Here is a 13,767-nt window from a genome sequence, read left to right as displayed (position 1 = left end):
CAGTTCGATTTCCTGATCAAACCCGGCGGACCGTACATAATGACCGGATGAAGAACCGGGGCTGGGGACGTTCCAGCGGCACCCGCGACACGCTGCTGCGCGCGGCCCGCGAGGTCTTCCTGGCCAAGGGGTACGCCGAGGCCACCGTCGCCGACATCGTCGAGACGTCGGGCATCAGCGTCGGCAGCCTGTACCACCATTTCGGCGGCAAGCCGGGCCTGTTCCTGGCCCTGTGGGAGCAGTTCATGCGCAGCCAGGAGGAACGCACCTCCCGTGCGGCCAAGGCCACCGCCGGCGCCGGTGAGGAACGGTTCCTGGCCGGCGCCCGCGCCTATCTGGAGGGCTCGTGGGAGCAGCGCGACGTGGCCAGGCTGTTCCTGGAGAACGACGGCCCGGCGGAGTTCACGACCCTGCGCAGGCAGCGCGGCTGGGAGTGGATCGGCGGCAACAAGCGGCTGCTCGGCCTGGCGGACACGCCGGAGGGCAACGTGCTGGTGGTGCTGCTGACCACGGTGATGGGGGAGGCCGGGCGCGAGGTGGCGGCCTGCGAGTCCGACGGGGACGCCCAGGTGACCATCGACGAGGTGATCCGGATCGTCCGCCGCATGCTGGCTACGACGGGCGGCGTACCGCGGCCTTCTCCCTGAGGACGATTCCGCCGGCCCGCCGCGATGCGAGCGTGTAGCCCATGGACGCACTGCGCAAAGCCCTCGGCGCGCTCTCCCTGGCCTACGCGCTGATCTTCGCCGGGGCCGCGCTGCTGCACTCGGGCGTCACGGTCGGCCCGCTGTCCCAGCCGGTCGTGCCGCCCGCGGTGGTCGTGGAGACCTTGTGCGCCCTGGGCCTGCTCGCCGGCGGCCACGGCGCGCTGACCCGCCGCCGGTGGGCCTGGGACGGCCTGGTCTACACCCACGCGGGGGCGCTGGGCGGCGTGCTGATCGGCATCCTGGCGCTGGCCCTGCACCCGTCGGCGGCCACGGCGCTGAGCACCTGGTTCCACGACACGATGGCGGTGCTGCTGGCCGCCGGGCTGGCCGGGGCCTTCTACGCCTCCAGATCGCGCAGGTGATCGGCCGCCGCGGGCAGCTGGTCCTCGGTGAACACGCGGACGCCGTGCGCTTCGAGCAGGGCGGTGGTCACCCCCTGGCCCGGCACCCGCCGGCCGCCGAACGTTCCGTCATAAATCGCCAGCGCGCCGCACGAGGGGCTGCCCTCCTTGAGCACGGCCAGCCGGACCCCGGCCGAGCGGGCGGCCTCGAGCGCGGCCCGCGCCCCCGCCACGAACTCGGCCGTCACGTCGGAGCCGTCGCTCGCCAGCACGCGGGCGTCGCCGGAGAGCACCGCCGCCCCGCCCGCGCCGCCCTCGATCTCGGCCGCCGGGCGCGGAACGGGCAGCCCGCCGGCCACCTCGGGGCAGAAGACCACCAGCCGGCCCTCCGCCCGCCAGCCCGCGAGCAGGGCGTCGGCGCTGGTCTTCGCGCCGCCGTCGTAGCGGACCCGGCGGCCCATCAGGCAGGCGCTGACGAGGATTCTCTGCACGTCCCCGATCCTATGAGCGCGATCGGCACCAGCGGGACGGCGGCGAGGGCGACCCGCACGGGCGCTAACCTGTGTCGCGATGAACACCACCGTCGCCACGATCGTCATCGTCGGCTCACTGCTGCTCATGCTGGCGAGCCTGGTCGTCGCCGTCCGCGACCGGCCCATGGGCATGGTCCTGCTGGTCGGCTTCGCCGTGCTGGAGGTGGCGATCCTGGTGCAGGCCGGGTTCGTGATCGCGGCGGTGAGCGGCGGCGAGGGGCCGCCGGAGAAGGCCACGCTGTTCGGGTACATCGGCGGTCAGGTGCTCATCCCGCCCGCCGGGGTGTTCCTCGCGCTGGCCGAGCGCAGCCGGTGGGGCACGGCGATCCTGGTCGTGGCCGGGTTCGCGATCGCGGTGATGAACGCGCGGCTGCTGCAGATCTGGCAGGGCGTGGCGTGAGCGCCCCGATCGGCACCGGCCCCGGGCGCGCGCTGGTCGCCGTCTACGGGCTGTTCTCGCTGGCGGCCGGGGCGCGGGCGGCGGTGCAGATCGCCACCAGGTTCGGCGAGGCGCCGCTGGCCTACGCGCTGTCGGCGTTCGCCGCGCTGGTCTACGTCGTGCTCACCGTCGCCCTCGTGCGCGGCGCCCGCCGTCTCGCGCTCGGCGCGCTCGTCATCGAGCTGGCCGGGGTGCTGCTGATCGGCACCGCGAGCGTGGCCGACCCGGCGGCCTTCCCCGACGCCACGGTGTGGTCGTCGTACGGCAAGGGTTACCTGTTCATCCCGCTCGTGCTGCCCTTCGTGGGGCTCTACTGGCTGCTGCGCAGGCGTTAACGCCGGGCGTGGGCGGGCAGGGACAGACCCCATGAGCACGATCGAGCACTCAGTAGACGTCAACGTCCCGATCCGCGTGGCCTACAACCAGTGGACCCAGTTCGAGAGCTTCCCCGAGTTCATGGAGGGCGTGGAGTCCGTCAAGCAGATCTCCGACACGCTCACCGAGTGGGTGGTCGAGATCGCCGGGGTCCGCCGCGAGTTCCAGGCCGAGATCACCGAGCAGCACCCCGACGAGCGCGTCGCCTGGCGCGGCACGGACTCGCCGCATCACGCGGGCGTCGTCACCTTCCACCGCATCGACGCCGACACCACCAAGGTCACCCTCCAGATGGAGTACGACCCGGAGGGCGTCGTCGAGACAGTCGGCGACGCGCTGCAGATCGTCCGGCTGCGCATCAGGAACGACATGGAGCGGTTCAAGTCGTTCATCGAGTCGCGCGGCGGCGAGACGGGCGGCTGGCGCGGCGACGTCCCCGGCGCCCACCAGTACCAGCACGAGCACGGTTCCACCTACGGCGACAGCGGCGCGCCGGTCCCGCCCGGCACCGTCGGTGGCGGCCACTACCCGCCGAGCGGCACCCTGCCGCCCCCCGGCCCCGTTCCCCCGCGCAACCAGCCCCCTGAGGGCCCGAGCCCGGTCCTGTAGGACGGGATCTTTCCCCGAGAATCTCAGCCCCCGCCCCGGGGGCTTTCTCATGTCCAGGAATAAAGGGACATTTCGGTCCTGTTAAGGTGGTGATTCGTCCCATGATTTGATGAGTGGAGGACCTGACCAGCATGAGCGTGCTAGCCCAAGAGGCCCGTGGCAGAACAGGCAGAACCGCCCCCTTGGCCTGGCTTCTCGTGCTGGGCATCGTTCTGGCGGCGCTGAACCTGCGCACGGCGGTCACCAGCGTCGGGCCGCTGCTCGACCAGCTCGCCGGGGCGCTCGGCATGAGCAGCGTCGGCACCGGCCTGCTCACCACGCTGCCCGTGCTGGCCTTCGCCGGCGTCGGCGCGATCACCCCCACCCTGGCCCGCCGGATCGGCGAGCACCGGCTGCTGCTGCTCGCGCTGGTCACCCTCGGCTCGGGCATGCTGGTCAGGTCGCTGGTCGGGTCGGCCCCGGTGTTCCTGCTGAGCAGCGCGGTCGCGCTGTCCGGCGGCGCCGTCGGGAACGTGCTCATCCCGACGCTGATCAAGCGCCACTTCCCGGCGCGTACCGGGATCATGACCACCGTCTACACCACGGCCCTGGCGGCGGGCACCATGCTGGCCGCCGCCGCGACCGTGCCGATCGAGCGCGCGTCGGGGGACTGGCACATCGCGCTCGGCGTGTGGGCGGCCCTGGCCGCCGTGGCCGCCATTCCGTGGCTTGCGCTGCTGCGCAGTGAGCCGGAGCGGGACACGGGCAGCCGGGACGCGGGCATCTCGACCCTGCTCAGGAGCAGGCTCGCCTGGATGGTGGCGATCTACTTCGGCACCCAGTCGATGATCGCCTACATCATGTTCGGGTGGCTGGCCACGATCCTGACCGACGGGGGATACACCTCCTCGCAGGCCGGGATCATGCTCGGCGTGTTCACCGCCCTGAACATCCCGGTCTCGATCCTCGTGCCGACGATCGCCGCGCGCTTCCGCGACCAGCGGCCGGTCGTCGTGGGGCTGGTCGTGTTCTACACGATCGGCTTCCTCGGGCTGTGGTTCGCGCCCTCCTCGACCGCCATGGTCTGGGTGGTGTTCGTGGCGGTCGGCATGGGGTCGTTCCCGCTGGCGCTGGTGATGCTGGGGCTGCGCACCCGTACGCCGGAGAGCACGGCCGCGCTGTCGGCCTTCGGGCAGAGCGCCGGATATCTCATCGCCGGCGCCGGCCCGCTGCTGGTCGGGGTGATCTACCAGATGACCGGCGGCTGGTCGCTGACGTACGTGCTGATCTTCGGTGTGATCGCCGTCCAGCTCCTCACCGGCCTGTACGCCGGCCGCGACCGTTATCTGGAGGACGAGCGCCGCCCTGCCACAATGACCAGGTGAGATCCACTGTCGTCACCTTCCCCAACGGCCGGGTCAGCGGCCGTTCCCCGATTGTCGGGGCCGTGCCGGTGGGGGACCGGCACGGCCTCGTCACCGCCGAGACGCCGTTCCATCCCCTCGACCACACCTGGCCCGACCAGCCCGCAGACCGGGGGACGATCGGCGAGCTGCCGGTCCTCGACTGCGTGACAGGGGCCCAGTCGAACGACGGTGAGATCTTCGTCGGCGAGTCCATCCCGGTCCGCCGGGGCGCCGAGGGCTGGGAGTGGCTGGTCGTCCACGTCACCGACACCCCGCTGCCCGTCGGCGCCGAGGTGGACCTGGAGGTGGACGCCGGATACCGGGCGGCGCTCTCGGCCGGCCACACCGCCTGCCACCTGGCCGCGCTGGCGCTCAACGCGGCGCTGGCGGACAGGTGGCGCAAGGAGGTGCGGCAGGACCGGCTCGGCCACCCCGACTTCGACCAGACGGCGATCACCTCCTCGCGCATCCTGCCGCACGGCAGCGTGGACGAATACCGCCTTGGCAAGTCGCTGCGCAAGAAGGGCTTCTCCGCCGACGACCTGGACCTCACCGAGCTGGCCCGGCGGGTGAACGAGCAGCTCGGCACATGGGTGGCGGCCCGGGCGCCGGTCCGGCTCGACGTGCCGGGGCCCGGTCTGACCGCGTTGCGCACCTGGCACTGCTCGCTGCCCGAGGGCGAGGCGTCGATCCCGTGCGGCGGCACGCACGTGCGCGACACGGCCGAGCTGGGCACGGTCGAGGTCGCGTTCACCCTGGAGGAGGCCGCCCTCACCATGCGCACCACCTGCGGCTAGCGGGCCCTTAATGGGGGGCCCGTGTCAGGCTCTCGCGGCCAGGAAGGCGAGGACCCGGCGCCACGCGTCCGCGCAGATCGCCTCGTGCTCGCCGTGGGCCTCGTCGAAGAAGCCGTGCGGGGCGTCCGGGTAGACGACGATCTCGTGCTCCACCCCGGCCCCGGTCAGCGCGGCTCCGAACTGCGCCACCTGGTCGGCCGGGATGCCCTCGTCGGCCCCGCCGAACAGGCCGAGGATCGGCGCGCCCAGCTCGGCGGCGTGCTGAGTCGGGCCGGGGCCGTACGGGCCGGCGATCCCCGGCACGCCGTAGAACCCGATCACGCCGGCGAACCCGAACCTGGGCGCCGAGGCGAAGAAGGCGTTCCGGCCGCCCATGCAGAAGCCGAGCGCCACCGCCGGACGTCCTAGGTGCCCGGTCGCGGCCTGGAGGTCGGCCTGGATGTTCTCCCTGGTCAGCTTGGTGATGTGCGCCATGACCTGGAACGACTCGCCCCGGTCGTCGTCGGTGGCGGTCCTGCCGTAGTAGTCGAGGGCGAGCGCCGGATGGCCCTGCTCGGCCAGCCGTACGGCGAGCTGCTTGTAGAAGCCGTGCAGGCCGCGGACGTCGGGGAGGATCACGACGCCGGGCCCGCTCACCCGGTCGGGACGGGACTCGTAGGCGGCGAACGATGTGCCGTCGGCGGAGGTCAGGCGGAGGTCGGCGGAGCGGGTGCCGGTGATCGGCGGTTGCGGGCGCGGCGGTGCGGCGTCGTTGTCGTAGCACATAGTGCCGGGAAACTACCAAAGCTGGATTGATAAAGCTAGACTTGGTTTTGTGCTCGCCAAGGAACTGCGGATCTCGGTCGGGCGGCTCGCCCGCCGCATCCGGCAGCTTTACACCAACGCCTCGGGCGACGACGTGTCGTTCACCGAGCTCGCCGTGCTCTCCCGCCTCGACCGGGACGGGCCGCACACCTCGGCCCAGCTCGCGCACCTGGAACGCATCACCGCCCAGGCGATCGGCACCGTCCTGGGTGGCCTCCACCAGCGCGGCATGGTGGCCCGCGAGCCCGACCCGGCCGACCGGCGGCGGGTGATCACCGCCATCACCGGCTCCGGCCGCGCCGCGCTGGTCAGCCGGGAACAGGTGATCACCGAACGCCTGGCCGCGGCCGTCGACTCGCTCACCCCCGACGAGCGTGAACGCCTCGCCGCGGCCCTGCCCGTCCTCGCCGACCTGGCCGAACGGCTCTGAGGCGTCAGCATGTGTTGACAAGCGGCCCTCTGTCAGCACATGCTGACACCATGGACGTCACCGAACTGGCCGGGGCGGCAGCCGACCGCGACCCCGGAACGGGCCTCGCGGCGGTGGCCGCGCTCAGGGCCGTGCTGGAGGAGCTGGAGGCCGTCCACGTCAGCAACGCCCGCGCGGCGGGGTGGTCGTGGGAGCAGATCGCCGGCGCGCTCGGGGTCCGGCGGCAGTCCGCACATCGCAAGCACGCCCGCAGAACGGGGAGGTAGCAGGTGTTCGACAGGTTCACGGAAGGCGCCCGCCGGGCGGTGGTCCGGGCCGGGATCCTCGCGCTCGACGCCCACCGCGCCACGCTCGACGCCGACCTCCTGCTGCTGGGCGTGGCCGAGGTGCGGCCGTTCTCGCTGTCGTCGTTCACCGCCTCCGGCGCCGGCCTGCGCGCCCGCATCGACCTGGGCGACGCGCGTGCGCTGCTGGCCACCCTCGGCATCGACCTCGACGAGGTGCACCGCCGCACCCGGGCCGGAACCGACGCGCCCGACCAGTGGGCCCTGCGCCGGTCCAGGCTGCGCCCGCTGCGCGTCGCCCTGGACGGGCCGCTGGGCACGATCCCGCTGGCCATGCACGCCAGGAAGGTGATCGAGGTGGCGATGTGGAAGCCGGGGCCGGTCACCGGCGAACGGCTGCTGTGGGGCCTGCTCGCCGACGGCGCGAACGGCGCCGGCCGCCTGCTCCGCGAGGCCGGGGTCGACGTGGCCGCGCTGGTCAGGGAGGCGGGCATCCCGTCCCGCCGCGCCGCCTGACGCCACGCCGTTCGGGGCGGGCCGGAGAGCTCCTCCGGCCCGCCGGGGCGCGGGATCCGGCGTGACGCAAGGGGTCCGGAAGTCCTATACACTTGGTGATCGCAAGGGGCTATGGCGCAGTTGGTAGCGCGCCTCCATGGCATGGAGGAGGTCTGGGGTTCGAATCCCCATAGCTCCACAGAAGAAAAAGGTGGCGTCCGCAAGGGCGTCACCTTTTTTCATGCCTCTGCCAGGCCGTGTCAATACCTCTCAGGTCATCTCTTGTCCGGACCTGGGGGAGACGCGGGTGGCGGGCCGGAGCCGGGATCGTCGGGGCATGCGACTTCAACGACTGCAGATCTCGGCGCTCTCCGTCCTCGCGCTCGTCGTGGCGCTCGCGCTCGCGCCGCTGCCGGGGCTGCCGTACACCATGGGGTTCGCGCCGCACTGGGTGACCGTGCTGGCCGCCGGGGTGGGGGCGGTCTTCGTGGTGCGGCCGCATCCGGCGGGGCTGCTGCCCGTCCTGCTGCTGCTGTGGTCGGCGGGCGGGCTCGTGCTCGACGTCTTCCGCGCCTTCTTCGCGCTCACCGGCATCCCCGCCGGGGAGTTCGCGCAGGTCGACTGGCCGGGGATGGCGCTGCGCGGGCTCAGCCTGGCGGGCTGCGCGCTGCTGGGCGCGTTGCTGCTGCCGCGGATCAGAGTGCCCGGCGGGCCCTGGCTCGGGTACGCCGCGTTCGCCCTCGGGTTCGTCTACCCCCTCGCCAAGCTCTACTGGTCGGCGGGCGGCACCCTGCTGCGCCCCGCGGACTACGGCGAGGGCTTCCCGTACGGTGAGACGATCATGCTGGTCATCGGCGCGGTCGGCTCGCTGGCCCTCGTGCAGAGGTGGGGACGGTCGCTGCCGCGGCGGCTGGTGCTGGCCGGCGGTTGGACGGGCGCCGCCATGTTGACCACTATGGGAGCCATGTCCGTTCTAGGCACGTTCTCCCAGCTCCTCGGTCTCACCCAGGGGCCCGTGCCGCTGTCCGAGCCGGCCACGGTGGCGGCGGTCGCGGTCGTGTACGGGAGCTGGCTGCTGTTCGGACTCGCGGTCGCCGGGGCCACCCTCTCCTACCAGCGCACGACGGCACGATGACGCCCCGCCGCGCCGACGTGCTCCTGGCCCTGGTCGCCGGGGTGACACTGTTCCCGCTCTCCCTGACGGTGGCGGTGTTGTCGGCGCCCGGCGTGCGGGCGGTCCTGCTGGCGGGGGCCTGCCTGGCGGCGCACGCGGCCGTGGCGTACCGGCGGCGGACGTGGGCGTTCCTCGTGGTCGCCGCGGCCTTCGCCGTCCAGGTCGCGGTGACCGGGTTGTTCCTCGTGCTGCCGTCGTCGGCGCTGTTCCCGCTCGCGGTCTACTCCTGCGCCGCCCACGCCCGGCGGCATCCGCCGCTGGTGGTCGGCCTGGCGGGGGCGGGGACGGCGGCGGCCAGGTTCGCGACCGACTCCAGCGTCGCGGCGGCCGGGCTCGGGCCGGACCCGTGGCTGCTGCTGGCGTTGCTGGCCGCGGTGGTGGTCGCGGCGTGGGGACTCGGGCTGTACCGGCGGACCCAGCTCGCCCACCTCGACCTGCTGCGGGGGCGGGCCGGCGAGGCCGCGGCGCGGGCCACCGCCGAGGAACGGGCCAGGATCGCCAGGGAGATGCACGACGTGGTCGCCCACGCGCTGGCCGTCATCGTCGCCCAGGCCAGGGGCGGCCGGTTCGCGCCCGCGCGGGCGGCCGAGATCCTGGCCACCATCGAGGAGACGGGCCGCGCGGCCCTCACCGACATGCGGGCCGCCGTCGGCGCGCTGCGCGCCACGCCCGGGGACGGGCCACCGCCCGGACTGACCGGCCTGCCGGACCTGGTGGCGCGGACCAGGGACGCCGGGCTGCCCGTCGAGGAGATCGTCCGCGGCACGCCGCGTCCCCTCGGGCCGGGGGCCGATCTCGTCGCCTACCGCGTGGTGCAGGAGGCGCTGACGAACACGCTCAAGCACGCGGGCGCGGGCGCGCGCAGCACCCTCCGGCTGGAGTGGACGGACGACGCCCTGCGCATCACCGCCGGCGACGCGGGCGGCACCGCTTTCGCCACGACGTGCGGTGACGGGACGGGGAACGGGCTGGCGGGCATGCGCGAGCGGGTGACCGCGCTGGGCGGGACCCTGGACGTCCGGACGGAGGAGGAAGGCGGGTTCGTCGTCGAGGCCCGCCTTCCGTACCCGGCATGACCATCGGCGTGTACGTCGTCGACGACCAGCGGCTGGTGCGTACCGGCACGGTGATGGTGATCGACGCCCAGGACGACATGCGCGTGGTGGGGGAGGCCGGCGACGGGGTGGAGGCGCTGGCCGGACTGCGCGCGGTGACGGCGGACGTGGTGCTCATGGACGTCCGCATGCCGCGCATGGACGGCGTCGAGGCGACCCGGCGGCTGCTGACGACCCCCGGCGCGCCCAAGGTGATCGTCCTGACCACCTTCGACCTGGACGAGTACGCCTTCGCCGCGCTGCGGGCCGGCGCGTCGGGGTTCCTGCTCAAGGACGCCCCCGCCGAGGAGCTGCTGGCCGCGGTGCGGACCGTCCACCGGGGGGACGCGGTGATCGCCCCCTCGACCACCCGCCGCCTGCTCGACCACGTCGCGCCGCACCTGCCGGACGCCGGGCCCGACCCGCTGACCGAACGGGAGCGGGAGGTGCTGCGGCACATCGCCTGGGGCGAGACGAACGCCGAGATCGCGGGCGCGCTGTTCCTGTCGGAGGGCACCGTCAAGACCCACGTCGGCCGCATCCTGGCCAAGCTCGGGCTGCGCGACCGGGTCCAGGCGGTCATCTGGGCCTACGAGCACGGCCTGAACCGCCGCCCCTGAGCGGCCGCGCACCGGACGCGGCGGGTAGCTCGAATCATTCATGCTCTGAATGATGTATCGAGGCTAGCATTGTGCGCGTGGACGAAGTCAAGCCGGTGTCGGTGGCGGGGACGATGGCCTTCAGGATCGGGACGCTCGGGGCGATCCTGACCGAGCGGTTCACGGCCGCGCTCGTCCCGCTCGACCTCAAGCCCAAGCACGTCGGGCTGATGACCCTGCTGGAGGCGCGCGGCGCGGCCTCGCAGCTCGACGTCGCCAAGACCATGGGCGTCGCGCCGAGCCTGGTGGTGACGCTGGCCGACCACCTCGAACGGCTCGGCGCGATCTCCCGGGTGCGCGACCCCGGCGACCGGCGGCGTCAGCTCCTCGACCTCACCGCCGAGGGGCGCGCGCTGCTCGGCCGGTGCCTGGAGGTGACGCTGGAGCTCGACGCCGAGCTGACCGGCGGGCTCGGCCCGCGGGACCGGGCCGTGCTCGCCAGGGTCCTCGGCACGCTCGCCACCCAGGCGGGGCTGCCGATCTAGTCGTCACGGGCGGTCTCCCTGGCCAGGGCGGCGTGTCCCTCGCGGATGTCGGCCCAGGCCCGGTCCACGTGGCGGAGTTCGGTGGCGGGGCCGCCGACGGCCATGCGGAGCACGATCCGGCCGCCGATCGCGGTGTGCGTCAGGTAGAGGGAGCCGCCGGCGTTCAGGGTCTCCATCAGGCGCAGCGTGGCGGCGTCGGCGTCGGCGGGTGGCAGGCCGGGCCAGCGGGGGCGGAAGCAGACCAGGCCGAGCGGGTGCGGCTCGTGCAGTTCGAAGGCGGGGTCGGCGGCGATCAGGGCGGCCAGGTGCTGGGCCAGGGAGACGCCCTTGCGGATGTGGGCGCGCAGGCCCTCGGCGCCGTACCAGCGGATCACCGACCACAGTTTCAGCGCTCTGAACCGGCGGCCCAGCGGGATCTGCCAGTCGCGGTAGTCGACCACCGAGCCGGCCGTGGTCGCGGCGTTGCGCAGGTACTCCGGCAGGATCGACAGCGCGCCGAGCAAGGGGGCGCGGTCGGCCGTCCACAGGACGGTGCAGTCGAAGTTGGTCAGCAGCCATTTGTGCGGATTGGTGGAGTAGGTGTCGGCGTACTCGGCCACGCCGTCGTTGAGCCCGCGGAACTCGGGGCAGACGGCGGCGACCCCGGCGTAGGCGGCGTCCACGTGCAGCCACACGTCGTGCTCGCGGCACACCTCGCCGATCTCCGGCACCGGGTCGACGGCGGCCGAGGAGGTGGTGCCGACGGTGGCGCAGACCATCGCGGGGACCGCGCCGGCGGCCTTGTCGGCCGCGATCAGCTCGCGCAGCCGTCCCGGGTCCATGGCCAGCGTACGGGGGTGCACGTCCACCACCCGTACGCCGTCGGAGCCGAGGCCCGCGACGCGGGCGGCCTTCTCCAGCGAGGAGTGCGTCTGCGACGAGACGTAGATCGTGTACCGCTCGGCGACGCCCGTGCGCGTGACCCGGCCGCCGCTCGCCCGGTGCAGGGCGGCGAGCAGCGCCACCAGGCAGGCGCTCGACGCCGAGTCCTGGATCACGCCGCCGCCGCGCGCGTCCGTCCTGAAGTGCGCGGGCAGGCCGAGCAGGCTCGCCAGCCAGTCCACCACCACCGTCTCCAGCTCGGTGCAGGCGGGGCTGGTGACCCACAACATGCCCTGCACGCCGAGGCCGCTGGAGAGCAGGTCGCCGAGGATGGCGGGGCCGCTGGCGTTGGAGGGGTAGTAGGCGAAGAAGGCGGGGTGCTGCCAGTGGGTGATGCCGGGCAGCAGGATGGTGTTCAGGTCGTCCAGGACGGCCTCGAACGGCTCGCCGTGCTCGGGCGGCTTGGCGGGCAACGCGCGGCGGACGTCCCCCGGCTCGGCCCGTGACATCACCGGACGGGACTCGATGCCCGCCATGTAGTCCGCGATCCAGTCGACGACCTGCCTGCCGTGGCGGCGGAACTCCTCGGGGGTCATGTGGGCGTTCATGCCTACAGATCATCATCCGGGCGGCGTCCCGGGAAGACGGGAACGGGCCGGAGGCCGCGCGCCTCCGGCCCGTCGTTCCGGCGGGGGGTCAGCGCCCGCTGAGCGTCTTGCGCCAGTGGAAGCCGCCGGGCAGATTGACCGACAGCGTACGGCGGCCGTCGGCGGTACGCGTCACCCTGAACAGCCGGTTGCCCCAGCTGTGTCCAACGCCGCCGCGGGACAGGTTCAGCCGGACCGGGCCCAGCTTGATCGTCTTGCGGTAGCTCCAGCTCATCGGATTCCTCCGTCGAGGTCGGTGAGAGCCGGTCAACTACCCAGAAAGGCCGAAAATATCGGGGTTTTCGGCGCTGGAGGTGCTTCCTTCGGCCGATGCCCAGGTCAGAGCGTCGGCGAGGGCGTCCAGGGCGGTGGGGAAGGCGCGTTCGGAGGGGGCGGCGTACCCGATCAGCAGGCCGCCGGGGCCGGGCGTCTGGCGCAGCGGGCTCAGGCCGCGCAGGGCGATGCCGCGCCGTTCGCAGGCCGCGAGCACGGCGGACTCGGCCGGCCCGGACGGCGGGAGCAGCAGCAGGGCGCGCAGGCCGGCGGCCACGCCGGGCAGGTGCGCGCCGGGCAGCGGGGCGGCCGGTCCCGGGCCGAGCCGCGACAGCAGCAGGTCGCGGCGGCGGCGGTAGCGCAGGCGCGCGGCGCGGACGTGCCGGTCGTAGGCGTGGTCGTCGATCAGCCGGGCCAGGACGAGCTGGCCCAGCACGCCGGTGTGGGCGTCGGCGTGCAGCTTGGCCTCGGCGACCGGGCCCACCAGGGCGGGCGGGAGCGCCATCCAGCCCAGGCGCAGCGCCGGGGAGAGCGACTCGGAGGTGGTGCCGCAGTAGACGACCTGGTCGGGGGCCGTGCCCTGGAGGGCGCCCACGGGACGGCGGTCGTAGCGGAACTCGCCGTCGTAGTCGTCCTCGATGACCGGGCCGCCCCACTCGCGCAGCAGGCGGCGGCGCGCCGGGGTCAGCGGGACGCCGGTCGGGTACTGGTGCGCCGGGGTCAGCACGGCGGCCGCCACCCCGGACGTGAGGTCGCCGGTACGGGCGCCCTGCTCGTCCACCGGAAGGGGGACGATCGTGCGGCCGGCGCGGAGCAGGACCTCGCGGTAGAAGTCGTGGCCCGGGTCCTCCATGGCGATCGGGCCCGCGCCGAGCACGCCCGCCAGCAGGTTGAGCGACTGGACGAAGCCCGTGGTGACGACGATCCGGTCGGGGGTGGTGCGCACGCCGCGGGTCCTGCCGAGGTAACCGGCCAGCGCGGTGCGCAGTTCGATCCGGCCCCGGGGGTCGCAGGGGCCGAAGACGTCGGCGGGGGCCGCGGCGAGCACGTGGCGGGTGGCCCGCAGCCAGGCGCGCGCGGGGAAGGCCGACACGTCCGGCTGCCCGGGACGAAGGTCGTGCACCGGCTGCGCCGGCCCGGCGACGGAAGGGGAGCCGATCGGCGCGGGGGCGGGCGGGAGGGCGTCGGCGACCTCGGTGCCCGAACCCGGGCGGGTGGTGAGGTAGCCCTCCTCGGCGAGCTGGTCGTAGGCGGCGTTCACCGTGCCGCGGGCGAGGCCGAGCCCGGCCGCGAGCGCCCTGGTCGAGGGCAGGCGGGTGCCGGGCGGCAGCCGCCCCGTCGCGGACGGCGGCGCGCAGCGCGTCCTCGACGGCCC

The 13,767-nt window shown here is 73.7% G+C and carries 19 protein-coding genes and 1 tRNA gene; 15 read left to right on the top strand and 5 right to left on the bottom strand.

Going from position 1 to position 13,767, the window contains the following annotated elements:
* Positions 1-47: 47 nt before the first annotated feature.
* On the top strand, positions 48-647 hold the full coding sequence (locus AB0J46_RS11205; protein ID WP_364329516.1) for a TetR/AcrR family transcriptional regulator: 600 nt from the start codon (positions 48-50) through the stop codon (positions 645-647).
* Between the two features lie 41 nt (positions 648-688).
* Positions 689-1,069 (top strand): hypothetical protein, encoded by a 381-nt coding sequence (locus AB0J46_RS11200; RefSeq protein WP_364329513.1) that lies wholly within the window; start codon positions 689-691, stop codon positions 1,067-1,069.
* Here AB0J46_RS11200 and AB0J46_RS11195 read toward each other — a convergent pair.
* On the bottom strand, positions 1,045-1,539 hold the full coding sequence (locus AB0J46_RS11195; protein ID WP_364329510.1) for a DUF523 domain-containing protein: 495 nt from the start codon (positions 1,537-1,539) through the stop codon (positions 1,045-1,047). The genes AB0J46_RS11200 and AB0J46_RS11195 overlap by 25 nt on opposite strands.
* Before the next feature lie 79 nt (positions 1,540-1,618).
* On the opposite strand from AB0J46_RS11195, the gene AB0J46_RS11190 reads away from it, so the two are divergent.
* The 5 genes from AB0J46_RS11190 (at position 1,619) to AB0J46_RS11170 (ending at position 5,186) form a co-directional block, all read left to right on the top strand.
* On the top strand, positions 1,619-1,981 hold the full coding sequence (locus tag AB0J46_RS11190; RefSeq protein ID WP_358284006.1) for a hypothetical protein: 363 nt from the start codon (positions 1,619-1,621) through the stop codon (positions 1,979-1,981).
* A complete protein-coding gene (locus AB0J46_RS11185) occupies positions 1,978-2,355 on the top strand; it encodes a hypothetical protein (RefSeq protein ID WP_358284008.1) in 378 nt (125 codons plus the stop codon). The genes AB0J46_RS11190 and AB0J46_RS11185 overlap by 4 nt, the downstream gene beginning before the upstream one ends.
* Positions 2,356-2,386: 31 nt before the next feature.
* Complete coding sequence (locus AB0J46_RS11180) at positions 2,387-3,004, top strand: SRPBCC family protein (RefSeq protein ID WP_364329505.1); 618 nt, start codon at positions 2,387-2,389, stop codon at positions 3,002-3,004.
* Positions 3,005-3,186: 182 nt separating this feature from the next.
* Positions 3,187-4,368, top strand: coding sequence for an MFS transporter (locus AB0J46_RS11175; protein WP_364329502.1), 1,182 nt, complete (start codon positions 3,187-3,189; stop codon positions 4,366-4,368).
* Positions 4,365-5,186, top strand: a complete 822-nt coding sequence (locus AB0J46_RS11170) for a metal-dependent hydrolase (RefSeq protein WP_364329499.1) — start codon at positions 4,365-4,367, stop codon at positions 5,184-5,186. Before AB0J46_RS11175 ends, AB0J46_RS11170 begins: the two co-directional genes overlap by 4 nt.
* 24 nt (positions 5,187-5,210) lie before the next feature.
* On the opposite strand, the gene AB0J46_RS11165 is transcribed toward AB0J46_RS11170, so the two are convergent.
* Entirely contained in the window at positions 5,211-5,951 is a 741-nt protein-coding gene (locus AB0J46_RS11165; protein ID WP_364329496.1) for a dienelactone hydrolase family protein, read from the bottom strand.
* Between the two features lie 49 nt (positions 5,952-6,000).
* On the opposite strand from AB0J46_RS11165, the gene AB0J46_RS11160 reads away from it, so the two are divergent.
* The 8 genes from AB0J46_RS11160 to AB0J46_RS11125 all read left to right on the top strand — a co-directional run bounded on the left by AB0J46_RS11160 (position 6,001) and on the right by AB0J46_RS11125 (position 10,611).
* Positions 6,001-6,420, top strand: coding sequence for a MarR family transcriptional regulator (locus tag AB0J46_RS11160; protein ID WP_352357956.1), 420 nt, complete (start codon positions 6,001-6,003; stop codon positions 6,418-6,420).
* Between the two features lie 50 nt (positions 6,421-6,470).
* Positions 6,471-6,686, top strand: a complete 216-nt coding sequence (locus AB0J46_RS11155) for a hypothetical protein (RefSeq protein WP_364329492.1) — start codon at positions 6,471-6,473, stop codon at positions 6,684-6,686.
* 3 nt (positions 6,687-6,689) lie between these two features.
* Positions 6,690-7,220 (top strand): Clp protease N-terminal domain-containing protein, encoded by a 531-nt coding sequence (locus AB0J46_RS11150; protein WP_364329489.1) that lies wholly within the window; start codon positions 6,690-6,692, stop codon positions 7,218-7,220.
* Positions 7,221-7,325: 105 nt separating this feature from the next.
* Positions 7,326-7,398: transfer RNA gene (locus AB0J46_RS11145), tRNA-Ala, on the top strand.
* Between the two features lie 138 nt (positions 7,399-7,536).
* Positions 7,537-8,334, top strand: coding sequence for a hypothetical protein (locus AB0J46_RS11140; protein ID WP_364329486.1), 798 nt, complete (start codon positions 7,537-7,539; stop codon positions 8,332-8,334).
* Complete coding sequence (locus tag AB0J46_RS11135) at positions 8,331-9,449, top strand: histidine kinase (RefSeq protein ID WP_364329483.1); 1,119 nt, start codon at positions 8,331-8,333, stop codon at positions 9,447-9,449. The genes AB0J46_RS11140 and AB0J46_RS11135 overlap by 4 nt, the downstream gene beginning before the upstream one ends.
* Complete coding sequence (locus AB0J46_RS11130; protein ID WP_364329480.1) at positions 9,446-10,087, top strand: response regulator transcription factor; 642 nt, start codon at positions 9,446-9,448, stop codon at positions 10,085-10,087. Before AB0J46_RS11135 ends, AB0J46_RS11130 begins: the two co-directional genes overlap by 4 nt.
* A gap of 77 nt (positions 10,088-10,164) precedes the next feature.
* Positions 10,165-10,611 (top strand): MarR family transcriptional regulator, encoded by a 447-nt coding sequence (locus AB0J46_RS11125; protein WP_364329477.1) that lies wholly within the window; start codon positions 10,165-10,167, stop codon positions 10,609-10,611.
* Here the strand turns inward: AB0J46_RS11125 and AB0J46_RS11120 are convergent.
* The 3 genes from AB0J46_RS11120 to AB0J46_RS11110 all read right to left on the bottom strand — a co-directional run bounded on the left by AB0J46_RS11120 (position 10,608) and on the right by AB0J46_RS11110 (position 13,704).
* Complete coding sequence (locus tag AB0J46_RS11120) at positions 10,608-12,080, bottom strand: pyridoxal-dependent decarboxylase (protein WP_364329474.1); 1,473 nt, start codon at positions 12,078-12,080, stop codon at positions 10,608-10,610. The two genes, AB0J46_RS11125 and AB0J46_RS11120, sit on opposite strands and share 4 nt — an antisense overlap.
* Positions 12,081-12,168: 88 nt before the next feature.
* A complete protein-coding gene (locus tag AB0J46_RS11115; protein ID WP_352326433.1) occupies positions 12,169-12,354 on the bottom strand; it encodes a DUF4236 domain-containing protein in 186 nt (61 codons plus the stop codon).
* Positions 12,355-12,390: 36 nt separating this feature from the next.
* The gene (locus AB0J46_RS11110) at positions 12,391-13,704 is read right to left on the bottom strand and encodes a PLP-dependent aminotransferase family protein (protein ID WP_364329624.1); all 1,314 of its coding nucleotides are present in this window, start codon (positions 13,702-13,704) and stop codon (positions 12,391-12,393) included.
* Positions 13,705-13,767 lie beyond the last annotated feature (63 nt).

It is taken from the genome of Nonomuraea sp. NPDC049758, assembly GCF_040674635.1.
Lineage (GTDB): Bacteria > Actinomycetota > Actinomycetes > Streptosporangiales > Streptosporangiaceae > Nonomuraea.
The sequence above is the reverse complement of the archived record's forward strand: the minus strand, read 5'-3'. Positions and strand labels throughout refer to the sequence as shown.